20 protein-coding genes and 1 pseudogene are annotated in these 24951 nt (G+C 66.3%); 9 read left to right on the forward strand and 12 right to left on the reverse strand.

Features of this window, described 5'->3' with window-relative positions:
• Positions 1-65: 65 nt before the first annotated feature.
• From ybeY to miaB, 3 genes are read right to left on the reverse strand one after another with little or no spacing between them, the layout of a single operon-like run.
• The gene (ybeY, locus tag ACI0FO_RS28695; RefSeq protein ID WP_416031973.1) at positions 66-542 is read right to left on the reverse strand and encodes an rRNA maturation RNase YbeY; all 477 of its coding nucleotides are present in this window, start codon (positions 540-542) and stop codon (positions 66-68) included.
• Complete coding sequence (locus ACI0FO_RS28700) at positions 532-1557, reverse strand: PhoH family protein (protein ID WP_416031974.1); 1026 nt, start codon at positions 1555-1557, stop codon at positions 532-534. Before ACI0FO_RS28700 ends, ybeY begins: the two co-directional genes overlap by 11 nt.
• Positions 1554-3014, reverse strand: a complete 1461-nt coding sequence (miaB, locus tag ACI0FO_RS28705; protein ID WP_416031975.1) for a tRNA (N6-isopentenyl adenosine(37)-C2)-methylthiotransferase MiaB — start codon at positions 3012-3014, stop codon at positions 1554-1556. The genes ACI0FO_RS28700 and miaB overlap by 4 nt, the downstream gene beginning before the upstream one ends.
• Before the next feature lie 170 nt (positions 3015-3184).
• Here miaB and ACI0FO_RS28710 point away from each other — a divergent pair, with 170 nt between their 5' ends.
• Positions 3185-3952 (forward strand): phosphatase PAP2 family protein, encoded by a 768-nt coding sequence (locus ACI0FO_RS28710; RefSeq protein WP_416031976.1) that lies wholly within the window; start codon positions 3185-3187, stop codon positions 3950-3952.
• 77 nt (positions 3953-4029) lie between these two features.
• On the opposite strand, the gene ACI0FO_RS28715 is transcribed toward ACI0FO_RS28710, so the two are convergent.
• The 7 genes from ACI0FO_RS28715 to queA all read right to left on the reverse strand — a co-directional run bounded on the left by ACI0FO_RS28715 (position 4030) and on the right by queA (position 11364).
• Positions 4030-4740 carry an alanyl-tRNA editing protein gene (locus tag ACI0FO_RS28715; RefSeq protein ID WP_416031977.1) on the reverse strand — a complete coding sequence of 237 codons (711 nt, stop codon included), beginning with the start codon at positions 4738-4740 and terminating at the stop codon, positions 4030-4032.
• Positions 4741-4783: 43 nt separating this feature from the next.
• Positions 4784-5461, reverse strand: a complete 678-nt coding sequence (locus ACI0FO_RS28720) for a VOC family protein (protein ID WP_416031978.1) — start codon at positions 5459-5461, stop codon at positions 4784-4786.
• A 139-nt stretch (positions 5462-5600) separates the two neighbouring features.
• A complete protein-coding gene (secF, locus tag ACI0FO_RS28725) occupies positions 5601-6536 on the reverse strand; it encodes a protein translocase subunit SecF (protein ID WP_105558402.1) in 936 nt (311 codons plus the stop codon).
• A 54-nt stretch (positions 6537-6590) separates the two neighbouring features.
• Positions 6591-8471 (reverse strand): protein translocase subunit SecD, encoded by a 1881-nt coding sequence (secD, locus tag ACI0FO_RS28730; RefSeq protein WP_416031979.1) that lies wholly within the window; start codon positions 8469-8471, stop codon positions 6591-6593.
• 108 nt (positions 8472-8579) lie between these two features.
• Entirely contained in the window at positions 8580-8924 is a 345-nt protein-coding gene (gene yajC, locus ACI0FO_RS28735) for a preprotein translocase subunit YajC (protein ID WP_054451553.1), read from the reverse strand.
• Between the two features lie 248 nt (positions 8925-9172).
• Positions 9173-10309 carry a tRNA guanosine(34) transglycosylase Tgt gene (tgt, locus tag ACI0FO_RS28740; protein WP_416031980.1) on the reverse strand — a complete coding sequence of 379 codons (1137 nt, stop codon included), beginning with the start codon at positions 10307-10309 and terminating at the stop codon, positions 9173-9175.
• Positions 10306-11364 carry a tRNA preQ1(34) S-adenosylmethionine ribosyltransferase-isomerase QueA gene (queA, locus tag ACI0FO_RS28745; RefSeq protein ID WP_416031981.1) on the reverse strand — a complete coding sequence of 353 codons (1059 nt, stop codon included), beginning with the start codon at positions 11362-11364 and terminating at the stop codon, positions 10306-10308. The genes tgt and queA overlap by 4 nt, the downstream gene beginning before the upstream one ends.
• 213 nt (positions 11365-11577) lie before the next feature.
• Between queA and ACI0FO_RS28750 the strand changes: the two genes are divergently transcribed.
• The 3 genes from ACI0FO_RS28750 to upp all read left to right on the forward strand — a co-directional run bounded on the left by ACI0FO_RS28750 (position 11578) and on the right by upp (position 15041).
• A complete protein-coding gene (locus tag ACI0FO_RS28750) occupies positions 11578-12732 on the forward strand; it encodes an ABC transporter substrate-binding protein (protein WP_416031982.1) in 1155 nt (384 codons plus the stop codon).
• A 91-nt stretch (positions 12733-12823) separates the two neighbouring features.
• Positions 12824-14272, forward strand: coding sequence for a D-alanyl-D-alanine carboxypeptidase/D-alanyl-D-alanine endopeptidase (gene dacB, locus ACI0FO_RS28755; RefSeq protein WP_416031983.1), 1449 nt, complete (start codon positions 12824-12826; stop codon positions 14270-14272).
• Between the two features lie 130 nt (positions 14273-14402).
• Entirely contained in the window at positions 14403-15041 is a 639-nt protein-coding gene (gene upp, locus ACI0FO_RS28760; RefSeq protein ID WP_105558408.1) for a uracil phosphoribosyltransferase, read from the forward strand.
• Positions 15042-15309: 268 nt separating this feature from the next.
• Here the strand turns inward: upp and cysG are convergent, their stop codons facing one another.
• Both cysG and ACI0FO_RS28770 read right to left on the reverse strand, forming a co-directional pair.
• The gene (cysG, locus tag ACI0FO_RS28765; protein ID WP_416031984.1) at positions 15310-16725 is read right to left on the reverse strand and encodes a siroheme synthase CysG; all 1416 of its coding nucleotides are present in this window, start codon (positions 16723-16725) and stop codon (positions 15310-15312) included.
• Positions 16726-16834: 109 nt separating this feature from the next.
• Positions 16835-17416: an ANTAR domain-containing response regulator gene (locus ACI0FO_RS28770; RefSeq protein ID WP_416031985.1), complete on the reverse strand. Its 582-nt coding sequence runs from the start codon at positions 17414-17416 to the stop codon at positions 16835-16837.
• Positions 17417-17810: 394 nt separating this feature from the next.
• Here ACI0FO_RS28770 and ACI0FO_RS28775 point away from each other — a divergent pair, with 394 nt between their 5' ends.
• The 5 genes and pseudogenes from ACI0FO_RS28775 to ACI0FO_RS28795 all read left to right on the forward strand — a co-directional run bounded on the left by ACI0FO_RS28775 (position 17811) and on the right by ACI0FO_RS28795 (position 24833).
• Complete coding sequence (locus ACI0FO_RS28775; RefSeq protein WP_416031986.1) at positions 17811-19112, forward strand: CmpA/NrtA family ABC transporter substrate-binding protein; 1302 nt, start codon at positions 17811-17813, stop codon at positions 19110-19112.
• Positions 19113-19138: 26 nt separating this feature from the next.
• Positions 19139-19969, forward strand: coding sequence for a nitrate ABC transporter permease (ntrB, locus tag ACI0FO_RS28780; protein ID WP_416031987.1), 831 nt, complete (start codon positions 19139-19141; stop codon positions 19967-19969).
• A gap of 4 nt (positions 19970-19973) precedes the next feature.
• Positions 19974-20864, forward strand: coding sequence for an ABC transporter ATP-binding protein (locus tag ACI0FO_RS28785; protein WP_416031988.1), 891 nt, complete (start codon positions 19974-19976; stop codon positions 20862-20864).
• Positions 20865-20885: 21 nt separating this feature from the next.
• Positions 20886-22100 (forward strand): annotated as a pseudogene (locus tag ACI0FO_RS28790) (NAD(P)/FAD-dependent oxidoreductase); the annotation flags it as partial.
• Between the two features lie 9 nt (positions 22101-22109).
• Positions 22110-24833 carry a molybdopterin-dependent oxidoreductase gene (locus ACI0FO_RS28795; protein WP_416031989.1) on the forward strand — a complete coding sequence of 908 codons (2724 nt, stop codon included), beginning with the start codon at positions 22110-22112 and terminating at the stop codon, positions 24831-24833.
• The last annotated feature ends 118 nt before the right edge of the window (positions 24834-24951 follow it).

Here is a 24951-nt window from a genome sequence, read left to right on the forward strand (position 1 = left end):
CGTTGCTTGGCGCCATTTTCCGTGAATTTCTAGGGGTAGACCCGAACTGCACGAACGGCCTGTGGCTAGTCGGCGGCCTGGTACGGGTCGGCGATCCCCATTTTTGCCAGCGTGGCGGTTTCCAGCGCTTCCATGCGCTTGGCGTCCCGGGCCTTGATGTGGTCGTAGCCCAGCGAATGCAGCACGCCGTGCAGGGTCAGGTGGGCGGCGTGGTCCAGCAGCGCCTTGCGCTGCTCCCGGGCCTCGCGCACGAGCACGGGCACGCACATGACGATGTCGCCGCGCGCCACGCCCAAGGGGTCGACGCCGTACTCGAAGGTCAGCACATTGGTGGCGTAATCGCGTTCGCGGAAATCGCGGTTCAGGCGCCGGCCTTCAGCCGTGCCGACCAGGCGCAGGCTGAGTTCGGCGGCCGAAAAGGCGACCAGGCCGTCTTCCGCCGCCGCTGCCAGGGCGCGTTCCGCCCACCGGCGCAGGCGCCAACGGGGCAGACGGGCCTCTTCAACCCCGTATTGGATGGACAGGGACAGCTCAGGCTTCATTTTCGGAGGCGCGGTCGTAGGCGTCGACGATGCGGGCGACCAGGGGGTGGCGCACGACATCGCGGCTGGTAAAACGGGTGGTTGCGATGCCTTGGACGTCTTCCAGCACCTTGACCGCATGGGCCAGGCCGCTGTCCTGGCCGCGCGGCAGGTCTACCTGCGACGGGTCGCCGGTGATGACGGCCTTGCTGCCGAAGCCGATCCGCGTCAGGAACATCTTCATCTGTTCCGGCGTGGTGTTCTGCGCTTCGTCCAGGATGACGAACGCATGATTCAGCGTGCGGCCGCGCATGTAGGCCAGCGGGGCGATCTCGATGGTCTGCTTTTCGAACAGGCGCTGCACCTTCTCGAAGCCCATCAGATCGTAGAGCGCGTCATACAGCGGGCGCAGGTAGGGGTCGACCTTCTGGGCCAGGTCGCCGGGCAGGAAGCCCAGGCGCTCGCCGGCTTCGACGGCGGGGCGGGTCAGCACCAGACGCTGCACGGTGTCGCGTTCCATCGCGTCGATGGCGCAGGCGACCGCCAGCCAGGTCTTGCCGGTGCCGGCAGGCCCCACCCCGAACGTGATGTCGTGCTTAAGGATGTTGTTCAGGTAATCACGCTGGCGCGGTGTGCGCGGACGCAGGTCGCTGCGCTTGGTGCGCAGCGCGATACCGTCGCTTTCGTCATCCAGGGCAGGCAGCGGATCCGGTTCGCGCGCCGGCGTTTCCTTCAGCTTCTCTTCCTGGCGCCCCACGCCGATTTCGACCAGGCCAAGCTGGATGTCGTCGACCGACAGGGCGCGGTGCACCGCCTGTTCGTGGAAGCGCCGAAGCACCCGTCCGGCCAGTTCGGCCTGTTCGCCTTCAATGGTGACGCGATTGCCGCGGCGCGAGAGCTTGACGCCCATGCCGTCGGCGAGTTGGCGCAGGTTTTCGTCCAGCGGGCCGCACAAATTGGCCAGGTGGGTGTTGTCGCCGTCCAGGTTGACGACGGCGGGCATGCTGCGACGGGCGCGGGAACGGGGAGTGGTCATTCGGCCTCTGGGGGAACGCGGTCCACATCGGCCACCCGGGCGCGCAACGAATTGGTGTGCGCTTCGGTGATGATGACGTCGACCATTTGTCCGATGAGCCGCGCGGGCGCGGCGAAATTCACGATGCGGTTGTTCTCGGTGCGGCCCATCAGTTCGTTGGGGTCGCGGCGCGAGGGGCCTTCCACCAGCAGGCGCTGGCGCGTGCCGACCATGTTGCGGGCGATGGCCGCGGCCTGATCATTGATCAGGGCCTGCAGGCGCTGCAGACGGCGCAGCTTCACGTCCTGCGGCGTGTCGTCGGCCAGGTCGGCCGCGGGCGTGCCCGGGCGGCGCGAATAGACAAACGAGAACGAGGTGTCGAACCCGACGTCTTCGATCAGCTTCATCGTTTTTTCGAAGTCTTCTTCGGTTTCACCGGGAAAACCCACGATGAAGTCGGACGACAAGGTCAGGTCGGGGCGGGCGGCGCGCAGGCGGCGGACCACCGACTTGAATTCCAGCGTGGTGTAGCCGCGCTTCATCCCGGCCAGCACCCGGTCGCTGCCGGCTTGCACGGGCAGGTGCAAGAACGACACCAACTTGGGCAGGCGGGCGTAGGCGTCGACCATGCGCTGGGTCATTTCCTTGGGGTGCGAGGTCGTGTAGCGGATGCGTTCGATGCCGGGGATTTCATGCACGTACTCCAGCAACATGGCGAAGTCGGCGATGTCGTCCGTGCCTTCCATCTTGCCGCGGTAGGCGTTTACGTTCTGGCCCAGCAGCGTCACTTCCTTCACGCCCTGGTCGGCCAGGTCGGCCACTTCGACGAGCACGTCTTCGAAGGGGCGCGAGACTTCTTCGCCACGCGTGTAAGGCACGACGCAGAAGCTGCAGTACTTGCTACAGCCTTCCATGATGGACACGAACGCCGTGGCCCCATCGACGCGCGGCGGCGGCATGTTGTCGAATTTCTCGATCTCGGGGAAGCTGATGTCCACCTGCGAACGGCCTTCGGCGCGGCGGCGCGCGATCAAGTCGGGCAGCCGGTGCAGCGTCTGCGGGCCGAACACCACGTCCACGTAGGGCGCGCGCTTGACGATGGCCGCGCCTTCCTGGCTGGCCACGCATCCGCCGACGCCGATCACGAGGTTCGGGTTCGTTTTCTTCAGGTGTTGCACCCGGCCGAGGTCCGAGAAGACTTTTTCCTGCGCCTTCTCGCGCACCGAACAGGTGTTGAACAGGATGACGTCGGCTTCTTCCGGGTTGTCGGTAAGCTCCAGGCCCTGATCACCGCGCAGGACGTCGGCCATCTTGTCCGAGTCGTACTCGTTCATTTGGCAGCCGAAGGTGCGGATATACAGTTTGCGGGGAGCGCCGGCGCCGGTGTCCACAGGGGGCGTTGCGGGGGCGTCTGCGAGGGGGGCAGCGGCGTTGCCGCCGTCGCGCGCGTTGTCGCGCTTCAGGGAGGTTGCTTGCATGATGGTCGCCGTGACGGGTGTAGATCCCGGGGGCTGATAGGCTGGAAAGGCCGAATTTTAACCCTTGCGCGAAAATTGTTTCTTGGTCTGGCAGGCGGCGGCCGTTACGATATCGGTCCGCCCCGCATTCAGCGGGCGGTAATATTTCTCATTTTCCTTGAGCGGTACCGATGATTCCCAATCCCGTGACGCCTCCGGCCGTTGCTTCCGTGGTGCCCGCCGCGGCTGGCGTGCCCGTGCCCGACGAAGTGCGTAACCCGTTCTCGTTGGCCGTCTGGCTGTCGCTGGGCGCCGCGCTGGCGGCGGTGGCTGCCGCCTGCGCGCTTTGGGTAGACCTGCCGTTGGCCATCTGGATCAAGCAATCGGTGTCCGACGGCGTGGACGAGTCCTTCGAATGGATCGGAGAGCTGGGCGAAAGCGGTCCGTATATTGGCGTTGCGCTGGCCTTTTATGTGGTCGGCCTGGTCGGCCTGGCGCGTGGTTGGCGCAACCCCTTGCGCATGAGCTACGCCAGCATGGCCCGCGGCAGCCTCCTGATGCTGTCCACGATGGCGGTGGGCGGGTTGGTCGTGCTGGTGCTGAAGCGTTCGGTGGCGCGGGCGCGTCCCGAACTGTTCTTCGAAAAAGGCATCTACGGCCTGGGCGAATCGTTCTCGCGCGTGCAGCAGTTCAACTCCTTTCCGTCCAGCCACAGCTACGCCGCGTTTGCAGTGGCCGTCGTGCTGGGCATCCTGGCCCCGCGCTGGCGGGTGGTCTTCTGGTTGTTGGCGGCGCTGGTGGCCATGAGCCGTCTGGTGAATCTGGACCACTACCTGTCCGACGTGATGACCGCGGCCGGCATCGCCGTGCTGGTCGGCCACGTGCTGGCCCCCCGCGTGCTGGGCAGCAAGTACCAATGGCCGCTGCGGGCGCCTTGGCGTTGGTGGCAAAAGGGGTGAACCCTTGCATGGAATAAAAAGGGGCCGCGATTTTTATCGCGGCCCCTTTTTTTAGTGCCGAACGCCTTGGGAAGCGGTCAGGCGAAGCCGACGACGACGCGCCGGTTGGTGCGGCTTTTCTTTTCGATCTTGGTGACGGCAATGGCGCCGATCTCTGCCGTGTTGCGCACGTGCGTGCCGCCGCAGGGCTGGCGGTCCACGCCAGGGATGTCGATGATGCGGATCTTGGCGGTGCCGGCGGGCGGCGCCGCGCCCACGGTGCGGACCAGGTCGGGTTGCGCGGCCAGCTCTTCCGGCGTGATGCCATTGACCGCGACGTCGAGGCTGCGGTTGATCAGCGCATTCAGGCGCTCTGTCAGGTCCGTTTTTTCCAGCGTGGATTCGGGCAGGTCGAAATCGATGCGCGCCGAATCGGGCGAGATGCTGCACCCCGTGACCGGCGCGGGCACCAGCGAACCCAGCAAGTGCAGACACGTGTGCAGGCGCATCAGGCGGTGGCGGCGCGGCCAATCGATGGCGACCGTGACGCGGTCGCCGACTTGAGGCGCCGTATCGCCGTCCAGCACATGCAGGATGCGCTGGCGGTCATCGGCATAGACGGTGTCGGCCAGCGTCAGCACGCGGCCGTCCGCAAGCGTCAGCGTGCCGCTATCGCCTGCCTGGCCGCCGCTGCGCGCGTAGCAGACGGTCTCGTCCAGTTCGATGCCCTCGGGATTGACGGCGATGACGGTGGCCTGGCATTGGCCCAGATAGGGCTCGTCGTCGAATCGTTTGCGGGTGGCGGACATGGGGGGCTCCGTTTTGGGATGTCGTGTTGTTGTTGTGGGGAATTCACGCCAGGGTCTTCAGGCCCTGGGGCGTCTCGATCAGCGCCCGCAGGCGCGGCGCCCCGGCGGATTGTTCCAGGTCGATCAGGGTATCGGCACCCATCCAGGTCAGCCCCTGGCGCAGCAGGCCGGCTTCCGGATGGCTGCCGGTCAGGCGCACCAGCTTCAGCGGCTGGCGCGGCAGGCTGACGCCGGGGTAGGCGTCCACATCCCACTGGATCAGCGTGGGCAGCAGGCCGTCGCCCGCGGCATGGCCGGCTTCGCGCCAGACGGGCAGGCTGCCATCGTCCGGCACGGTCAAGCGCCAGCGCAGGTCGCCCCGCGTCATGGGAATCACGGGCGCGATGCGCTCGGGATGTTCGGCTTGCATGCGGGTCAGGTCCATCGGCGCTTCCACGCGCGCTGCCCAATGCGCCAGAAAGGGGCCTTGTTCGAGCCGTGCGCGGACATCGCCGTGGTCCAGGCCAAACCAGCGCGGACGCTCGGGCGGCGGCGCATCGGGATCGATGGCGATCACTTCCAGGTAGATGCCGTCCGCCAGGCCCAGCACGCGGTTGTGCGTGCCCATGCGCGGGTGGACGCCACCGCCTTGGGGCGCGACGCCCAATAGGCCGGCGACAAATTCCGTGCCGCTGGCAAGGTCCGCCGCGGCGATGACAAGATGATCGATGGATAGTTTCATGGTGCGCCTATGGTAGCGAATCCTGGAGGATCCGTACCCGTACACCGTGGCAGGGTCGGGCGGTACAGTGACAGGACGGAAAACAAAAAACCCGCCAATCAGTTCAGATTGGCGGGTTTTGTTTGTAGCGGCAGGCGGATCAGGCGACTTCGCCTTCTTCGCCGTCTTTCTTGACCGGCTTGATCAGGTCTTCGCGCTTCACGCCCAGCCACATGGCCAGGGCGGCGGCGACGAACACCGACGAATAAATGCCGAACCAGATGCCGATGGTCAGGGCCATGGCGAAGTAGTGCAGGGTGGGGCCGCCGAAGAACAGCATGGCCAGCACCATCATCTGCGTGGAACCGTGGGTGATGATGGTCCGCGAGATGGTCTGGGTGATGGCGCTGTTGATGACTTCCTGCACGTCCGCCTTGCGGTACTTGCGGAAGTTCTCGCGGATCCGGTCCATGATGACCACGGATTCGTTCACCGAGTAGCCCAGCACCGCCAGCACGCCCGCCAGCACCGACAGCGAGAATTCCCACTGGAAGAAGGCGAAGAAGCCCAGGATGATCACCACGTCGTGCAGGTTGGCGATCACGCCGGCGACGGCGAACTTCCATTCGAAGCGGAAGCCCAGGTAGACCATGATGCCGATGACCACGACCAACAGGGCCATCAGGCCGTTGTGCAGCAGCTCTTGGCCCACCTGCGGCCCCACGAATTCGACGCGGCGCAATTCGACGCCCGAGTCGGCTGCCTTAAGCGCGGCCATGACGGTTTCGCTCTGGGTCGCGGACGTTTGGCCTTCTTGCAGCGGCAACCGGATCATTACGTCGTGCGAGGTGCCGAAGTTCTGCACCTGGAAGTCGGTGTAGCCCAGTTTGGACACCACGCCGCGCACGTTTTCAAGCTGCGCCGTCTGGGCGTAGTTGACTTCCATGACCGTGCCGCCGGTGAACTCGATCGACAGGTGGAAGCCGCGGGTGGCGATGAAGAAGACCGCCAGGATGAACGTGACGAGACTGATGATGTTCAGCACCAACGCGTGGCGCATGAACGGGATAGTGCGGTGAATCCGGAAAAATTCCATTTTTCGCCTTCGGTTCTTTGCTGTGGCGGACGGCTTGCGCCGCCCGCCTTATGTTCAGTTTGCCTTCGGTTTCCAGATTTCGCCGATGGAGATCGTGGTGAGCTTTTTCTTGCGGCCGTAGTACAGGTTTGCCAGGGCGCGCACGCCGACCACCGACGAGAACATCGAGGTCAGGATGCCCAGGCAGTGCACCACCGCGAAGCCCCGGATGGGGCCCGAACCGAATGCCAGCAGCGCCAGACCGACGATGAGCGTCGTGAGGTTCGAGTCGAGAATCGTGCCCCAGGCGCGTTCGAACCCCTGGTGAATCGCCTGTTGCGGCGTAGCGCCCGCCCGCAGCTCTTCCCGTATCCGTTCGTTGATCAGCACGTTGGAGTCAATGGCCATGCCTAGCGTCAGCGCGATAGCCGCGATGCCCGGCAGGGTGAGCGTGGCTTGCAGCATGGACAACAGCGCCAGCAGCAGCAGCACGTTCAGGGTCAGGCCGACCGTGGAGAACACGCCGAACAGGTGGTAGTACAGGATGATGAAGACGGCGATGGCCAGGAAACCGTACAGCGTCGAATGGAAGCCCTTCGAGATGTTGTCGGCGCCCAGGCTTGGGCCAATGGTGCGTTCTTCGATGATGGACATCGGCGCGGCCAGCGCGCCGGCGCGCAGCAGCAGCGCGGTGTCGGCGGCTTCTTCCGAGCTCATGCTGCCCGAGATCTGCACCTGGCCGCCCGCAATTTCGCTGCGGATGACCGGCGCCGTGACCACTTCGCCCTTGCCGTTCTCGAACAGCAGGATGGCCATGCGCTTGCCGATGTTGTCGCGGGTGACGTCGCGGAAGATGCGGGCGCCCTTGGAGTCCAGCGTCAGGTGGACGGCGGCTTGCTGGGTCTGGGAATCGCGGCCCGGCTGGGCGTCTTGCAGGTTTTCACCCGTCAGGACGACCTGGCGGCGGACCAGGATCGGGCGGCCGTCGCGGTCGTTGTAGCGTTCCAGGCCGAAGGGCACGGTGCCGCCCAGCAGCGCGGCTTGCGCGGTGGGGGTGTCGTCGACCATGCGGATTTCCAGCGTGGCGGTACGGCCGAGCAGCTCCTTGGCCTTGGCCACGTCTTGCACGCCCGGTAACTGCACCACGATGCGGTCCGAACCTTGCTGCTGGATGACCGGTTCGGCCACGCCCAGTTCGTTGATCCGGTTATGCAGGGTGTTGATGTTCTGCTTCAGGGCGGAATCCTGCACGCGCTGGACGGCGGCCGGATTCAGGGCGCCCAGCAGCAGTTGCTTGCCGTTTTCTTCGCGCTCGGCGAATTCCAGGTCGGGCAGGCGGGTGCGCAGGGTGGCGATGGCGCGGTCGCGGTCGTCCGTGTTGGCGAAGGTGGCGGCAATGCCCATGCCCGACCGTTCGACGCCGGCCACGTTGACCTTCTGGTCGCGCAGCACCGAGCGCACGTCGGCGGCCAGCGAATCGTAGCGGGCAGTCAAGGCGCCCTGCATGTCGACTTGCAGCAGGAAGTGCACGCCGCCGCGCAAGTCCAGGCCCAGGTACATGGGCTTGGGGGCGAACCAGCCCATCGCGCGCATCCAGGCGGGCGATGCGGGCAGCAGGTTCAGCGCCACGGTGTAGTGGGGATCGCCGGCGACGGTATTGAGGGATTTGTCGATCAGGTCGCGGGCCTGCAATTGCAGGTCGGTCGACGTGAAGCGGGCGCGCACGGTGCCGAGCGTGCCGTTCGTTTCGAAGAAGACCCCTTCGTTGGGGATCTTGGCGTCCGTCAGGATCTGCTCGACCCGGCTCAGCATGGCCGGATCCACCTTGATGGTGGCCTTGGCGCTGGAAACCTGGACGGCAGGCGATTCGCCGTAGAAATTGGGAAGCGTGTACAGCAGGCCAATGATGACCGCGATCAGGACCGTAATGTACTTCCAGAGGGGATAGCGGTTCATTGCCGGCTACTTCATGTAAGAGTGATGAAAGGGCCGCCCGAGCGGCAAGCGCAGCGGGCGGCGGAGGCGCCATCGGACAAAAGAGCCCGACGGGGCTCTATGGGACGCTTACAGGGCCTTGATGGTTCCCTTGGGCAGAACCGTCGACACCGACGACTTCTGCATGATCACTTCAACCGGCTTGTCGGCCAGTTCGGAGACTTCAACGGTCACGTAGCTGTCGTTGACCTTGGTGACCTTGCCAAGCATGCCGCCGGCGGTAACCACTTCGTCGCCCTTGGCCAGGGCGGCGATCAGGTTACGGTGCTCTTTCTGGCGCTTCATCTGGGGACGGATCATCAGGAAGTAGAGGATCACGAACATCAGGATGATGGGCAGCATGCCCATCAGCGCATTGCCTTCAGGGGCGGCGGCTTGGGCCACGACGAGGCTGGCGGTATCGATAACGGACATTGAATTCTCCTGCGTTTAAGTCTGTTTGGGTTGTATGTTGCTACGGCTGACAATGCCCGGGTTTTCTGTGTAACCGTGGGTCAGCGTCAAACCTCTTAGCTGTGTTGTTATGCGCCCATCCCCGCGCGAGCCATGGATAGGGCAAGCCGACTATTGTATCTATCTTATTGCCGGCCTTTCACTGGGGGGGATCCCAATCTATGGGGGCGAACTCCCAATAGAAAAGACCCCCGGGGAAAAAGGCCGGTTTACTCGATGCCGCGCGCCCGGTCGGCGGCGAACTGCGCGCGCCATGCGTCAAAGCGCCCTTCGGCGATCGCTTCGCGCATTTCCTTCATGATAGTCAGATAGAAATGCAAATTGTGCAGCGTGTTCAGGCGCGCGCCGGTGATCTCGTTCGCCCGCTGCAAATGATGCAGATAAGCGCGCGAAAAATTCCCGCAAGTGTGGCACGAGCAGCTGGGGTCCAGCGGGCGGGTGTCGTCGCGGTACTTGGCGTTGCGGATCTTGACGTCGCCAAAGCGGGTGAACAGCCATCCGTTGCGGGCATTGCGGGTGGGCATGACGCAGTCGAACATGTCCACGCCGCGCGAGACGCCTTCCACCAGGTCTTCCGGGGTACCCACGCCCATCAGGTAGCGGGGCGCCTGGGCCGGCAGCTTGGGCGTCACGTGCGCCAGGATGCGCATCATGTCTTCTTTGGGCTCGCCCACTGACAAGCCCCCGATGGCGTAGCCGTGGAATCCGATGTCCTGCAGGCCGGCCAGGGATTCATCGCGCAGCGATTCGTACATACCGCCCTGGACGATGCCGAACAGGGCATTGGGATTGCCCAACCGGTCGAATTCCTCGCGCGAACGGCGCGCCCAGCGCAACGACATGCGCATCGAGCGGGCGGCTTCCTCTACCGTGGCGGGGCGGCCTTCGATCTCGTAAGGCGTGCATTCGTCGAACACCATGACGATGTCGGAATTCAGCGACCGCTGGATGCGCATGGACTCTTCGGGCGTCAGGAACAGGCGCGCGCCGTCGATCGGGGAGGCGAATTTCACGCCTTCCTCGGTGATCTTGCGCATGCCTTGCAGGCTGAACACCTGGAAACCGCCGGAATCGGTCAGGATCGGCTTGTCCCATTGCATGAAACCGTGCAGGCCGCCGTGCTTTTCCATGATGTCCGTGCCCGGGCGCAGCCACAGGTGGAACGTGTTGCCCAGCACGATTTGCGAGCCGATCTCTTTCAGCTCGTGCGGCATCATGGCCTTGACGCTGCCATAGGTGCCGACGGGCATGAAGATGGGGGTCTCGACCACGCCGTGGTTCAGCGTGATGCGGCCGCGGCGGGCGCCGCCGTCAGTGGCGAGCAGTTCGAAGTTCAGTCCGGTCATGGGGCAGGGGATTCGATGAACATGGCGTCGCCATAGCTGAAGAAGCGGTAGCGCTGGGCCACCGCATGGGCGTAGGCGCGGCGGATCGGCTCGACGCCGGCCAGCGCCGACACCAGCATCAGCAGGGTCGACTGGGGAAGGTGGAAGTTGGTGACCAGGGCGTCCACGACGCGGTACTGGTAGCCAGGGGTGATGAACAGGCGGGTGTCGCCCTGGGCGGCGGCCAGCGGTACCCCTGGCGCCGTGCGGCCTTCGGTCTGGGCGGCGGCGGATTCCAGGGCGCGCACGCTGGTGGTGCCCACGGCGATCACGCGGGCGCCTCGGGCGCGGGTGGCAGTGATGGCGTCCACCGTGGCCTGGGGCACGGTGAACCATTCAGCGTGCATGACGTGGTCGGCCAGGTTGTCCACGCGCACCGGCTGGAACGTGCCCGCGCCGACGTGCAGTGTAACGAAGGCGCGCTCCACGCCCAGGCCGGCCAAGCGGTCTAGCGTGGGTTGGTCGAAGTGCAGGCCGGCGGTAGGCGCCGCCACCGCGCCGGGTTCACGGGCGTAGACCGTCTGGTAGCGGTCATCGTCGCCGGCGTCGGCCGCGTGCGTGATGTAGGGCGGAAGCGGGGTGGCGCCGTGGGCGTCCAGCAGCTCCAGCACGGGGCCGGGGAAGCGGATGTCGAATAGTTCGCCCTCACGGCCCAGCACCGTCGCGTCGAAGGCGTCGGCCAGGCGCAGCACCATGCCCGGGCCGGGCGACTTGCTGGCGCGCACATGGGCCAGCACGCGGTCGGTCTCGGTGATGCGTTCGACCAGGACTTCGATCTTGCCGCCGGTAATCTTTTGGCCGGGCAGGCGCGCCTTGATGACGCGGGTGTCGTTGAAGACGAGCAGGTCGCCCGCGCGCAGCAGGCCGGCCAGATCGGCGAACTGGCGGTCATGCAGCTGGCTGGCGCCGTCCAGGTGCAGCAGACGGCTGCCGGTGCGTTCGGCGGCGGGCGTCTGCGCGATGAGTTCGGGCGGCAGCTCGTAATTGAAATCGGAAACGGTCAGGGACTGGGTCACGCGGGTATCTGTCTGTCAGAGGGGAGCGGCCCGGCAAAAACCGCGGGCCGCGCCGGCCGGGCTGGCTCGGGGCAACCCAATATTGTAAAGGGGACCGCTAATAGGGGCGGAACCGTGGCGAAACGCCGCTTCCCGCCGTATAACTGCGTTCTACGCCGTAGCGGATCGGCGCAATGCAAAAAACGATATCCGCGTACCGAAGGAGACAACCGCATGACCCCTTGTCGCACCCTGATGGCCGCCGCCGTAGCGGCCTTGCTGGCTACGGGCGCCACGCCCGCGCTGGCGCAAGTGAAGATCGGCGCCACCCTGTCCACGACCGGCCCGCAAGCGTCGCTGGGCATCCCGGAGCGCAACACCATCAGCCTGCTGCCCACCGAGATCGGCGGCATGAAGGTCGAGTACATCGTGCTGGACGACGCGTCGGACACCACCCGGGCCGTCAGTAATTCCCACAAGCTGATTTCCGAGAACAAGGTCGACCTGATCGTCGGGTCCACCACTACGCCCAACACGATGGCCATGCTGGATACCGTGGCGACCGGCGCCACGCCGGTCATCACGCTGGCCTCGTCGGCCCGGCTGATCGAACCGATGGATGACAAGCGGCGCTGGGTGTTCAAGACGCCGCATTCGGATTCGCTGATGGCCGAGGGCATTGCCCGCCATGCCGCCGCCAACGGCGTGAAAAAACTGGGCTTCGTCGGCTTCAACAACGCCCTGGGCGAGACGTTCTGGGTGGAAATCGAGAAAGCCGCCAAGAAGCACGGCATCGAGGTCGTGGGGAAAGAGAGCTTCGCGCCGACCGATACGTCCGCCGTCGCCCAGACCCTGAAGCTGATCGGCGCGGCGCCCGACGCCGTCGTGGTCGGCGCGTCTGGCACGCCGGCCGCGATGCCGGCGCGCGCGCTGCGCGAACGCGGCTTCAAGGGCAAGATCTATTTCAACCACGGGGTGGCAAACAACGACTTCCTGCGGGTGTGCGGCGCGGCGTGCGAGGGCGCGTGGGTGCCGGTCGGGCCGGTGATGGTGGCCGACTTGCTGCCAGATAACCATCCCGTCAAAGCGACGGCGCAGGCTTTCGCGAAAAAGTACGAGGCCGCCAACGGCGCGGGCAGCGTGTCCTTGTTCGCCGCCTATACCTGGGACGTGGGGCTGCTGCTCCAGCAGGCGATTCCCGTCGCCCTGAAAGCGGCCAAGCCCGGCACGCCCGAGTTCCGGGCGGCGCTGCGGGATGCGCTGGAAAGCGTCAAGAACCTGCCGACGGCGACCGGCGTGGTCAGCATGAGCCCCACCGACCACAACGGGCTGGATGAGCGGGCGCTGGTGATGGCAACGGTGGCGTCCGGCAAGTGGCGGCTGCAGTAAAAGGCGCGGCGGGCGGGCCCCTCCCGCCCGCAACCGTCCCAGGTTTTGTATGCTCTCGGTTTTGCTGGATTAGCAACCGGGTGGACGCAGCATGACGGGACAAGCGAGAAAGCGGGTGGGCGGGCTGAGGCAATGGCTGGCCGGCGGATTGCTGACCCTGTTGGCGGGCGCCGCGTGCGCGCAGGTTCAGGGGTTGCCGCCCAGTGTGGTGAATGCCTGGAAGGCCAGCAAGCTGCCCGATAGTTCGCTGTCGCTGGTGGTGCAGGAGCTTGGCGGGCAGCGCATGGTGACGCTGAACGCCAAGGAAGCCCGCAACCCGGCATCGGTGATGAAGCTGGTCACGACCTGGGCCGCGCTGTCCGAATTGGGGCCGAACTACGTCTGGCGCACCGAATTCATGACCGCGCCGGGCGCCCGGCCCGACGCCAAGGGCGTGCTGGCCGGGCCGCTGTACCTGCGGGCGGGCGGCGATCCCCAATTCCTGATGCAAGACCTATGGGCCCTGCTGCGAGAATTGCGTTTGCGCGGGGTCAAGCAGATCAATGACCTGGTCATCGACCGCAGCATCTTCGGCCAGGTTGGCACGGACCCTGGCGCGTTCGACGGCGCGCCCGACAGGGCTTACAACGCCAGCCCCGATGCCTTGATGGTGGGGTTCGGCGCGCAGCGCCTGTTGTTCACGCCGGACGCTGCCGCCCATAAATGGGTGCCGCTGATCGATCCGCCGCTGCCCGGCCTGAAGATCGAGGGCAGTGTGGAATGGAGCGACATCCGTTGCCCGGGCCCGCCGGTGGTGACGACCGAACCGCTGATCACCCAGCAGGGCGTGACGATCCGCGTGGGCGGCAAGGTGGCGGGGTCTTGTGGCGAATTCAGTCTGTACCGCCTGGCCCTGTCGCAGCCCGACTTCGCCACCGAAATCTTCCGCATGCTCTGGAAAGAGCTGGGCGGCACGTTCAAGGGGCAAGTCCGGTCCGGCATGGTGCCGGCGGACGCGGTGGTGCTGGCCTCGCACGATTCCCCGACCTTGGCCGAGGTGATCCGCCAGATCAACAAGCGCAGCAACAACGTCATGGCGCGCACACTGCTGTTGACGCTGGGCGCGGAAAAAGGCCGCCGGCCGGCCACCGTGGCCAGCAGCGAAGCCGTGGCCAAGGGGCTGTTGGCCAAGCAGGGGCTGGACATGCCAGAACTGGTCATCGACAACGGCGCCGGTTTGTCGCGCGATGCCCGGGTGTCGGCCGATAGTCTGGCGTCGATGCTGACGGTGGCCTGGAATTCGCCGGTCATGCCGGAGTACATTTCATCCTTCGCGATTGCCGGGGTGGATGGCACCGTGCGCCGCCGCCTGAAGGGCGACGGCACGCTGGGCATGGCCCACCTGAAGACCGGATCGTTGCGCGACGTGCGGTCGATCGCCGGTTACGTGTTGGGCGCCAGCGGCAAGCGCTATGTGGTGGTCAGCATCGTCAACCACGAGCAAGCGGGTGCCGTCCGCGCCTTCGACGACGCCCTTATCGCGTGGCTGGCGGAACAATAGGCCAATTTCCTTCTAAACCGATTACGATCCTTGGGTGTGCCCCACGCGCGCAACGCTGCTGCGTTGCGCCGTGCCGGTCGCGCCTGAGGCGAAAAACCCCGTCTTTTCAATATTCTGGAGTGTTACGCACATGCCTGTGCACGAAATCCGCCATCCGTTGATCCGCCATAAGCTCGGGATCATGCGTCGCGCCGACCTCAGCACCAAGAGCTTCCGAGAGTTGTCGCAGGAAGTGGGCGCGCTGCTGACTTATGAGGCGTCCAAGGACCTGCCGCTGGCGCCGGCCACCGTGCAAGGCTGGTGTGGCGAGGTCCAGGTCGAGAAGATCGCCGGCAAGAAAGTCACCGTGGTGCCTATCCTGCGGGCCGGCATCGGCATGCTGGACGGTGTGCTCAGCCTGATTCCGGGCGCCAAGGTCAGCGTGGTGGGCGTGGCCCGCAACGAAGAGACGCTGGAAGCGCATACGTATCTGGAGCGTCTGGTGGGCGAGCTGGACCAGCGCCTGGCGCTGATCGTCGATCCGATGCTGGCCACGGGCGGTTCGATGGTTGCCGCCATCGACCTGCTCAAGCGCGCCGGCTGCAAGGAAATCCGCGCGCTGGTGCTGGTGGCCGCGCCCGTCGGCATTGATGCCGTGCTGGCCAAGCACCCGGATGTGCACATCTACACGGCATCTATCGATGACGGTCTGAACGAGCACGGCTACATCATGCCGGGCTTGGGCGACGCGGGCGACCGGATTTTTGGCACCACGCAGAAGACGGAATAACGTTTATCGGGGCGATGGGTTGCGCGCGCTTGACGCCTGAGCTATTGCGTTTGCCGTCCTCGCGCTCCACCCATCCTACAAGCGACAACCGTGACGTAGGATGGGTGGAGCGCGCGCAGGACGGGGCGAGTGTCAAGCCGCCGAGCGCGCGTAACCCATCAGGCAGCCCCACGCTCGACCCCATCCAGCAGCCTTGCGTTCGTCCTATCGCGCGGTCTACCGCTTTCGTTCATCACACGACCCCGGCGCGGGGCCGTGACGTAACCCTTCACGCCGCGAGTTGTTGCGCGCGGCCGTCGATGTGTTGGCCGAACCACTGCAACCGCGGCGCCAGCCCGGCGACTTCGCCCACGATCAGCAGGGCGGGCGACCGGATGTCATGCATGGCGGCCAGGCGCGGCAGTTCTTCCAGCGTGCCCGATACCACGCGTTGTTCGGGCCGGCTGCCGTTCTCGATCAGCGCGAACGGCGTCTGGGCGGACCGGCCGTGATGCAGCAGGCGGCGGGTCAGCAGGTCCAGTTGGCCCACGCCCATGTAAAACGCCAGCGTCTGCCGCTCACGCGCCAGCGCGGGCCAGTCCAGGTTGTCTTCGTCTTCGCGGCAGTGCGCCGTGATCAGCCGCACCGACTGCGCATGTTCGCGATGCGTCAGCGGGATGCCGGCGTAAGCGGCACAGGCCAGCGCGGCCGTGATGCCAGGCACCACTTCATAGCGCACGCCATGCGCGCGCAGGTATTCCAGTTCTTCGCCGCCCCTTCCGAAGATGAACGCGTCGCCGCCTTTCAGCCGAACCACGCGGCGGCCCGCCCGCGCGTGCTCGACGAGCAGCGCGTGGATGCGCGCCTGGGTGGCGTGGTGGTTTTCGCCGGGCAGCTTGCCGACCGGCACGCGGTCGGCGTCGCGGCGCGCCAGTGACATGACGTCGTCGCTGACCAGGCGGTCATAAAGAATGACGTCGGCTTCGTTCAAGGCGCGCAGCGCCTTCAATGTCAGCAGGCCGGGGTCGCCAGGGCCTGCCCCTACCAGGACCACGCTGCCCTCGGCGGGCTGAAGCGGCGCGGCCAGCGCATCGGTCAATGCCGCCTCGGCCCGCGCTGGCTGCTGCTGACGCAGGAAACCCGCCACGGGGCCGTCCAGCAACCAGTCGTAGAAGCGGCGGCGCGCGCCCAGGTCGGGGTGGCTGGCTCGTATGCGCTTGCGGTAGGTGGCGGCCAGCCCGGCCAATTGGCCCAGGGTGTGGTCGAACAGGGATTCGATCCGTTCGCGGATGCGACGCGCCAGCACCGGCGCCACGCCAGAAGAAGAAATGGCCACGATGACCGGCGACCGGTCCACGATGGACGGCACCTGGAAAGATGACAATTCCGGGTCGTCCACGACGTTAGTAAAGATGCGGCGGGCGCCGGCGGCGTCGGACACGGCGGCGTTGGCCGCGCGGTCGTCGGTGGCGGCAACCACAAGCCAGACCTCGTCCAGCCAGGCGGGATCAAAGCGGCCCGCCAAATGGCGGATGCGGCCTTGGGCGACCAGCGCGGCCAGGGCCGGCGTCAGTGTCGGCGCGCCCACCACGACGTCGGCCGCGGCTTCCAGCAAGGCCAGTGTCTTGCGTTCGGCTACCTCGCCGCCGCCCACTACCAATACCAGCCGGCCTTTCAGGTCGGCAAAAATCGGGAAAAGCTTCATCAAATGCCCGCCCCGGGCGTACCCGGTGAAATATCAGCTGATCATAGGGAGCGGGTTTCATCCCCACAACTTTTGATTTCTTGAATCCATATAGCTAAAAGTCATGTGTCTAGGCTTTACCCAGCCATTGGCTCATTTCGACCACCTCGCGGGCAACCTCGCCCAACCGCTTCTGGCTCTGCATGGCGCGCTCGCGCAACAGGCGGTGCGCTTCGTCTTCGGGAATGGCGCGGGCCTTCATCAAAATCCCCTTCGCCTTTTCCACCCATTGCCGGTCTGCCAGGCGCAATTGCGCCTCGCGCAGTTCTTCCCGCCGCGATTTCTCCATGGCGAAGCGTTCGATCGCCACCGTCAATAGCGGCTCGATGCGGGCCGCCGGCACGTCGCCCACCACATAGGCCGCGACGCCGGCCCGCAAAGCGCTGCGGATGGTGTCCCGGTTGCCGTTGTCGGTAAACATCACGACCGGGCGGTCGCTGTGTTCGCTGGCCACGCAGACGTTTTCCAGGGTGTCGCGCCCCGGGGCGTCGCTGTCGATCAGCACGACGTCGGGTGCGGCCTGGGCGATGGCGGCGGCCAAGTCCATGCCGGGCGCCACTTCCGCGACGATGCGCACCCCCGCCGCGGCAAGCGTCTGCCGCAGCGACGCCGCGCGTCCTTCGCCATCGTTCAGCAGCATCACCTTCAGCATGAGACCCCCCGGGATGCTTCCACTGATGCAAGTTCCGTGCCATCTGGCCGACGCGCGCAAGCGGGCAGCCAGGCACAGCCGCAGGGCGCGCGCCGCACAGGCATGGTGCGCCGCCGCATCAGCGCATGCACCATCTTGGTTCGAGGCAAGGCGCGCCGGCGCTGGCCGACACGGAGGCCATCGGCCGCAAAACCAGCGCGGGCGCAGGGCGCGGGGGCGCAGCCAAGAAAAAAAGGCTGCTTGGCACGGAGCTTGCTTAAGAAGTCCTGGGGGGCCAACGGCGGTCGCCCCACGCAACGCGCCGCGATTCGCGGCAAGGGACAACGACGTTCCGCAGCGCCAATGGACTGGATTCCATGGCGCGCGGGACGTTTTTTTTTGCCAGGAGCCATGCATGACGCCAGTGACACGTAGCCCCTCGACCCGCCCCGCCGCCGGCGCGGACCTGACCGCCGATGCCGGCCGCCGCAAGTGGTTGAGCGGAACGGTGCGCGCGGTGGCAGGCGCTAGCCTGTTGTCTCTCGTTGATCCGCTGGTGCGCGCAGGCGCCTGGGCGGCAGGCACCGACGCGCCCGAGAAGACCGAGGTGAAGATCGGTTTCATCCCGTTGACGGACTGCGCCTCGGTCGTGATGGCGTCGGTGCTGGGCATCGACAAGAAGTATGGCGTGACGATCACCCCATCGAAGGAAGCCTCGTGGGCGGCCGTGCGTGACAAGCTCATGAATGGCGAGCTGGACATGGCGCATGTGCTGTATGGGTTGGTCTACGGCGTGCACCTGGGGGTTGGCGGGCCGAAGAAAGACATGGCCGTGCTGATGAACCTGAATCAGAACGGCCAGGCGATCACGCTATCGAACAAGCTGCTGCAAGCGGGCGCGCGCGACGGCGAATCGCTGGCCAAACTGATGGCGGCCGACAAGCGCGAATACACCTTTGCGCAGACCTTCCCGACCGGCACGCATGCCATGTGGCTGTACTACTGGCTGGCGGCCTACGGCATCAATCCGATGAAGGACGCCAAGGTCATCACGGTGCCGCCGCCGCAGATGGTGGCGAACATGCGCGTGGGCAATATGGACGGCTTCTGCGTGGGCGAACCCTGGGGCGCGCGCGCCATCATGGACAAGATCGGCTTCACCGCCGTGACCACGCAAGGCATCTGGCAGGACCATCCCGAAAAGGTGCTGGGCACCAGTGCGGAATTCGTGTCGCGCTACCCGAACACGGCGCGTGCCGTCACCGCGGCCATTCTGGAGGCCGGAAAGTGGATCGACGCGTCGCCCGCCAACCGTCAGAAGACGGCAGAGACCATTGCCGCCAAATCCTATGTCAACACGGACGCCAGCGGCATCGTCGACCGCATGCAAGGACGCTATGAGAATGGCCTGGGCAGGTCGTGGACCGACGAGCACGCGATGCGCTTTCACGCCGACGGCGCGGCCAACTTTCCGTATCTCAGCGACGGCATGTGGTTCCTGACGCAGCACAAGCGCTGGGGCCTGTTGAAAGCGCACCCGGACTATCTGGCGATGGCCAAGCAAGTCAATCGCATCGACCTCTACAAGCAGGCCGCGTCGGCCGCCGGCGTGGCGTTGCCCGCCAGCGAAACGCGCAGCTCCACGTTGATCGACGGCGTGGTGTGGGACGGCAGCAATCCCGCGGCCTATGCCGACGGATTCAAGGTCAAGGCCTGAGCGCCAACACGACAAAGGGGCATGCAATGTCTACCGTAACGAATGTGGGCCGCACCGACGCGATACTCGCCGCCGGGCGCGAACGGCTTGAATCGGTGCTGAAGGCCGTGGCGGGTCCGGTGGCCGGTTTCGCGCTGTTCGTGCTGGTGTGGCAGGTGGTGGCCATGCGGATCCCGGAGATTCCGACGCCGGGCGTCACTTGGCACGCGGCCGTGGAACTGTTCTCGGATCCGTTCTATGACAACGGCCCGAACGACAAGGGCATCGGCTGGAACCTGCTGGCGTCGCTGGAGCGCGTGGCGATCGGCTTCGGGCTGGCGGCGGTGATCGGCATACCGGTCGGGTTCGCCATCGGCCGCTACGCCGCGATCAACGCCATGTTTTCGCCCATCGTCAGCCTGTTGCGGCCCGTCTCGCCGCTGGCCTGGCTGCCGCTGGGACTGCTGCTGTTCAAGGCCGCCAACCCGGCCGCGATCTGGGCCATTTTCATCTGTTCGATCTGGCCGATGATTATCAACACGGCCGTAGGCGTGTCGCGCGTGCCGCAGGACTACCTGAACGTGGCGCGCGTGTTGAACCTGTCGGAATGGAAGGTCACGACCAAGGTGCTGCTGCCGGCGGTGCTGCCCTACATGTTGACCGGCGTGCGCCTGTCCATCGGTACCGCGTGGCTGGTGATCGTGGCGGCGGAAATGCTGACCGGCGGCACCGGCATCGGCTTCTGGCTGTGGGACGAGTGGAACAACTTGAAGGTGGAGCACATCGTCATCGCCATCTTCGTGATCGGCATCGTGGGGCTGCTGCTGGAAACCCTGCTGGTTGCGCTGGCTCGCCGATTCACCTACACCGAGGAGTAGCGCCATGAAGAAATTTGTACGTATCGAACGCGTGGGCCAGACGTTTACGACCCGCAAGGGCGCTTTCGTGGCGCTGCGCGATATCGACCTGACCGTGGAGCAGGGCGAGTTCATCACGCTGATCGGTCATTCGGGCTGCGGCAAGTCCACCTTGCTGAACCTGATCGCGGGGCTGACGCGCCCCACCAGCGGTGTGCTGCTGTGCGCCGAACGCGAGATCACCGGGCCGGGCCCGGACCGGGCCGTCGTGTTCCAGAACCATTCGCTGCTGCCGTGGCTGACCTGCTTTCAGAATGTGTACCTGGCGGTCGAGCGCGTGTTCGGCGGCAAGGAGAAACGTCCGCAACTGGCCGAGCGCACGCGTGCCGCGCTGGAACTGGTGGGCCTGCTGCCGGCGCAGGCCAAGCTTCCGCGGGAAATTTCGGGCGGCATGAAGCAGCGCGTGGGCATTGCCCGGGCGCTGGCGATCGAACCGGGCGTGTTGTTGATGGACGAGCCATTCGGCGCCCTGGATGCGCTGACGCGTGCGCACCTGCAAGATGAACTGCTGAAGATCGTGGCCAAGACGCGCACCACTACCATCATGGTCACGCATGACGTGGACGAGGCCGTGTTGCTGTCCGACCGTATCGTCATGCTGACCAATGGCCCCGCCGCGACCATTGGCGAGATCCAACCCGTGCCGCTGCCGCGCCCGCGTGACCGCGTGCGGCTGGCCAATGACGCCACCTATCTGGCATGCCGCGCGTCCGTGGTGGATTTCCTGCACTGCCGCCACGGCAATCCCGAGCGGTCGCAGGCGGCGGCGCAGGCCAATGCCGTCCTGGACGCCGCCGATTCCCAACGGGCGGCGGAGAACGACGGCGCCGCCGTCGCGACTCGCGCCGCGGCCTGACGGCGGGTCACGGGGACTGACATGGACGCTAAGCAGAAGCTGGTGGTGGTGGGCAATGGCATGGCCGGCATCCGCACGGTAGAGGAACTACTGGCGCTGGCGCCCGACCTGTACGACATCACGGTGTTCGGCGCCGAGCCTCACACCAACTACAACCGGATCCTGCTGTCGCCCGTGCTGACGGGTGAGCGGACGTTGCAGGACATCGTGCTGAACGACGAAGATTGGTATGCCCGCCACCGCATACGGCTGTTGCGCAACCGCAAGGTGACGCGGGTGGACCGGGTGCGCCGCGTCGTGCAGGCCGACGACGGCACCGAAGCGCCGTATGACCGCCTGCTGCTGGCCACGGGTTCGAACCCGTTCATTCCATCCGTTCCCGGCATCGATCTGGACGGCGTGGTGGCCTTTCGCGATATCGCCGACGTGAACCGCATGATCGAAGCCTCGTCGCGCTACCGGCATGCCGTGGTGATCGGGGGCGGCCTGTTGGGCCTGGAGGCCGCCAACGGACTGGCGGCGCGCGGCATGCAAGTGTCGGTCGTGCATCTGGGCCACGCGTTGCTGGACCGCCAATTGGACGGCGAGGCTTCCGCGATGCTGCGCAATAGCCTGGAGGCGCGCGGCCTGACTTTTCTGCTGGGACGCCAGACGCAGGCGATTCTGGGGGGCAATGACGGCCGGGTCCGTGCGCTGCGCTTTGCCGACGGGCAGGAGATTCCAGCGGACCTGGTGGTGATGGCCGCGGGGGTGCGGCCCAATACCGAACTGGCCGAACGCTGCGGACTGCATGTGGACCGGGGCGTGGTGGTGACCGACACCCTGCAAACTTACGATCCGCGCATCTATGCGGTCGGTGAATGCGTCAGCCATCGCGGCACGGCCTACGGCCTGGTCGCGCCCTTGTTCGAACAGGCCAAGGTGGCGGCCAACCATCTGGCCCAGCACGGCATCGGCCGCTACGAAGGCAGCGTGACATCGGCCAAATTGAAGGTCACCGGCATTGATCTCTTTTCCGCCGGGGACTTCACCGGGGACGGGCAGACCGAGAGCATTACGTTGTCCGACGCGCTGGACGGCGTCTACAAGAAGCTGGTGATCCGCGGCGACAAGCTGGTGGGCGCCTGCTTGTACGGCGACACGGCGGACGGCGCCTGGTATATGCGACTGATCCGGGAAGGCCAGGATATCGGCGGCTTGCGCGACCGGTTGATGGCGGGCGAAAACGTGGCGGGAGGATAAGCGATGGACATGCCGTCACTGACGCGGATTCCAATTGCAGACGCCAGCGAAGGGCGCGACGTAGCGTCGGTGTGCTGTTATTGCGGCACGGGCTGCGGCGTGCGCGTTCATGTTCGGGAGGGTGCCGTGCTGCGGGTCCGTGGCGACGAGACGCACCCCGCCAACCACGGCAAGCTGTGCAGCAAGGGGCTGGCGCTGGGCGACACGGTGCGTCGCGACGGCTCGCGCGTGCTGTCGGCGCAATGGCGCAAGGCGCGGGACCAGCCCATGCGGGATATCGGGCTGGGGCAGGCGCTGGACGTCGTCGCCGACACGTTGGCCCGCACGATCGAATTACACGGCCCCGATGCCGTGGGGTTCTATCTGTCGGGCCAGTTGCTGACCGAAGACTATGCCGTCTTCAACAAGCTGGCGCGCGCCCTGGCCGGCACCAACAATATCGACACCAATTCCCGCCTGTGCATGTCCAGCGCGGTGTCTGGCTATAAGCGCACGCTGGGCGCCGACGCGCCGCCCGCGTGCTACGAAGACCTGGAATTGGCGGACACCGTGCTGATCGCCGGCTCCAACATGGCTTACGCGCATCCCGTTCTGTTCCGCCGCCTGGAGGCAGCGCGCGCGCGGCGGCCAGGCATGAAGGTGATCGCGGTGGATCCGCGGCGCACGGATACGTCCGCGTTCGCGGACCTGCACCTGCCGATCGCGCCGGGCACCGACGTGGCGCTGTTCCACGCCATGTTGCATGTCATGGCGCGCGAAGGCCTGATCGACACCGGCTACATCCAACGCCACACCGAAGGGTTCGAGGCGTTGCTTGCCCGCGTGGACGCTTTCCCGCCGCAAGTCGCGCAACGCATTTGCGGCGTGCCCGCCGAAGACATCATCCAGGCGGCCCGCTGGTTCGGGGGCGCGCAATCAGCGCTGTCGCTCTATACGATGGGGCTGAACCAGTCGACCCGCGGCACCGACAAGAACATGGCGCTGATCCACCTGCACCTGGCGACGGGCCAGATCGGCAAGCCGGGAGCGGGCCCGTTTTCGCTGACGGGGCAACCCAATGCGATGGGCGGCCGCGAGGCCGGCGGCATGGCCACCCTGCTGCCGGGCCACCGGGATCCCGCTTCCGCCCCGGACCGCGCCGAAGTGGCCGCGCTATGGGGCGTGGACCGCCTGCCCGATACGCCGGGCGCCACGGCATTGGACATGTTCGACGCGGTGCTGGACGGGCGCATCAAGGTGCTGTGGATCGCGGCGACCAACCCGGCGCAGTCCCTGCCAGACCAGGCGCGGGTGCGTGCGGCGTTGGCGCGCGCCGAATGCGTCATCGTGCAAGAGGCCTTCGCGGGCACGGAAACGCTGGCTTACGCCGACGTGGTGCTGCCTGCGGCGACGTGGCCCGAGAAGTCCGGCACGGTGACGAATTCCGAACGCCGCATCAGCCGCGTGCGGGCGGCCATCGCGCCACCTGGCGATGCCCAGCCGGATTGGCGGTTGGCGCAGGCGGTGGCGCAGCGGTTGGCTGCACGCATCGCGCCGGACAAGGCGGCGCGCTTCGCGTATCGCGATGAAAGCGAGGTGTTTGCGGAACACGCCCGCATGACAGCGGGCCGCGATCTGGACTACAGCGCATTGGACTACGGCGTTCTGGACCGCGACGGGCCGCAGCAATGGCCCTATCGCGCAGGCCGCGGCGCCAGCCGCCTGTACGCCGACGGCGTGTTTCCCACGCCCAGCGGGCGCGCCCGCTTTTGCGACGTGGACTATCACCCTCCCGCCGACGCAGTGACGCCCGAGTTTCCCCTTCGGCTGACGACGGGCCGGCTGCGCGACCATTGGCACACGATGGCGCGCACCTCGCTTGCCCGGGTATTGACACAGCATGTCGAAGAGCCGTGGGTGTCTCTGCATGCAGACGATCTGCAGCGGCTGAAACTGCAGGCCGGCGACCTGGCGCGGCTGCGTTCCCGGCGCGGCAGCGTGGTGCTGCCGGTGCGCGAAGACGACGGTGTGCCGCCCGGGCAGGCCTTTCTGCCGATGCACTGGGGCAGTGCGTTCATGGCGGGCCTGGGCGTCAACGCGTTGACGAGTCCTGCGGTGGACCCGGTGTCGCGCCAGCCCGAACTGAAGTTCAGTGCCATTTCAGTCGCGCCCGCGGGCTTGCCGTGGCAGGCATCGGGATGGCTGCAGGGCGACGGCGCGGCGGTGCGCGCGCGTCTGGCGCCCTGGCTGCGTAGCTTCGATTATGCGGTGGTGCTGCCGATTGGCGCGGGCGGTGCGCGGATCCGGCTGGCGGCCGCTGCCGCGCCCGAGCCTGCGCGCCTGGCCGAGCTGGCCGACGCGCTGGGGCTGGGCCGTGCCGACGTGGTGTTCGATGACACTGCCCGGGGCAGGATGCGCCGGGTAGCGGTGGAGCAGGGCGCGTTGCGCGCCTTTCTGCTGGCTGGCGATTTGCGGGCGCAGGATGCGCTGCTGTCCTGGGCGGCGGGCGCGCCAGCGCCGGTCAGCGTGTCCGCCTTGCTCACGGGGCGGGTGACGGGCGCCGCGCGGTCGCGCACCGTCTGCGTCTGCAACGGCGTCAGCGAGGCGGCCATCATGGCGGGCATCGGGCGCGGCTGCGATATGGCGGCGCTGAAATCCACCCTGGGTTGCGGAACCGGCTGCGGCTCTTGTGTGCCTGAAATCCAGGCGCTGATCAGCCGGATGCCTGCCGCGGCCGCGGCAGCATAGGCAGGCGGGCCGCGCGCCGCCGCGGTCACGAGTGGACATACGCCGGGCACGGCAACCGGTGTAGTATCAAGCCAGCCGTCGCGGGTAGCGGACGGCGTTTTCTGATTTCTGGAGTGGC

Source organism: Achromobacter marplatensis, from assembly GCF_049060505.1.
Taxonomy (GTDB): domain Bacteria; phylum Pseudomonadota; class Gammaproteobacteria; order Burkholderiales; family Burkholderiaceae_B; genus Achromobacter; species Achromobacter marplatensis_A.

What these genes read in the sequence shown, in the direction of transcription:
- ybeY (WP_416031973.1), bottom strand. Translation starts at nt 542, where the DNA reads ATGAAGCCTGAGCTGTCCCTGTCCATCCAATACGGGGTTGAAGAGGCC.
- ACI0FO_RS28700 (WP_416031974.1), bottom strand. Translation starts at nt 1,557, where the DNA reads ATGACCACTCCCCGTTCCCGCGCCCGTCGCAGCATGCCCGCCGTCGTC.
- miaB (WP_416031975.1), bottom strand. Translation starts at nt 3,014, where the DNA reads ATGCAAGCAACCTCCCTGAAGCGCGACAACGCGCGCGACGGCGGCAAC.
- ACI0FO_RS28710 (WP_416031976.1), top strand. Translation starts at nt 3,185, where the DNA reads ATGATTCCCAATCCCGTGACGCCTCCGGCCGTTGCTTCCGTGGTGCCC.
- ACI0FO_RS28715 (WP_416031977.1), bottom strand. Translation starts at nt 4,740, where the DNA reads ATGTCCGCCACCCGCAAACGATTCGACGACGAGCCCTATCTGGGCCAA.
- ACI0FO_RS28720 (WP_416031978.1), bottom strand. Translation starts at nt 5,461, where the DNA reads ATGAAACTATCCATCGATCATCTTGTCATCGCCGCGGCGGACCTTGCC.
- secF (WP_105558402.1), bottom strand. Translation starts at nt 6,536, where the DNA reads ATGGAATTTTTCCGGATTCACCGCACTATCCCGTTCATGCGCCACGCG.
- secD (WP_416031979.1), bottom strand. Translation starts at nt 8,471, where the DNA reads ATGAACCGCTATCCCCTCTGGAAGTACATTACGGTCCTGATCGCGGTC.
- yajC (WP_054451553.1), bottom strand. Translation starts at nt 8,924, where the DNA reads ATGTCCGTTATCGATACCGCCAGCCTCGTCGTGGCCCAAGCCGCCGCC.
- tgt (WP_416031980.1), bottom strand. Translation starts at nt 10,309, where the DNA reads ATGACCGGACTGAACTTCGAACTGCTCGCCACTGACGGCGGCGCCCGC.
- ACI0FO_RS28750 (WP_416031982.1), top strand. Translation starts at nt 11,578, where the DNA reads ATGACCCCTTGTCGCACCCTGATGGCCGCCGCCGTAGCGGCCTTGCTG.
- dacB (WP_416031983.1), top strand. Translation starts at nt 12,824, where the DNA reads ATGACGGGACAAGCGAGAAAGCGGGTGGGCGGGCTGAGGCAATGGCTG.
- upp (WP_105558408.1), top strand. Translation starts at nt 14,403, where the DNA reads ATGCCTGTGCACGAAATCCGCCATCCGTTGATCCGCCATAAGCTCGGG.
- cysG (WP_416031984.1), bottom strand. Translation starts at nt 16,725, where the DNA reads ATGAAGCTTTTCCCGATTTTTGCCGACCTGAAAGGCCGGCTGGTATTG.
- ACI0FO_RS28770 (WP_416031985.1), bottom strand. Translation starts at nt 17,416, where the DNA reads ATGCTGAAGGTGATGCTGCTGAACGATGGCGAAGGACGCGCGGCGTCG.
- ACI0FO_RS28775 (WP_416031986.1), top strand. Translation starts at nt 17,811, where the DNA reads ATGACGCCAGTGACACGTAGCCCCTCGACCCGCCCCGCCGCCGGCGCG.
- ntrB (WP_416031987.1), top strand. Translation starts at nt 19,139, where the DNA reads ATGTCTACCGTAACGAATGTGGGCCGCACCGACGCGATACTCGCCGCC.
- ACI0FO_RS28785 (WP_416031988.1), top strand. Translation starts at nt 19,974, where the DNA reads ATGAAGAAATTTGTACGTATCGAACGCGTGGGCCAGACGTTTACGACC.
- ACI0FO_RS28795 (WP_416031989.1), top strand. Translation starts at nt 22,110, where the DNA reads ATGGACATGCCGTCACTGACGCGGATTCCAATTGCAGACGCCAGCGAA.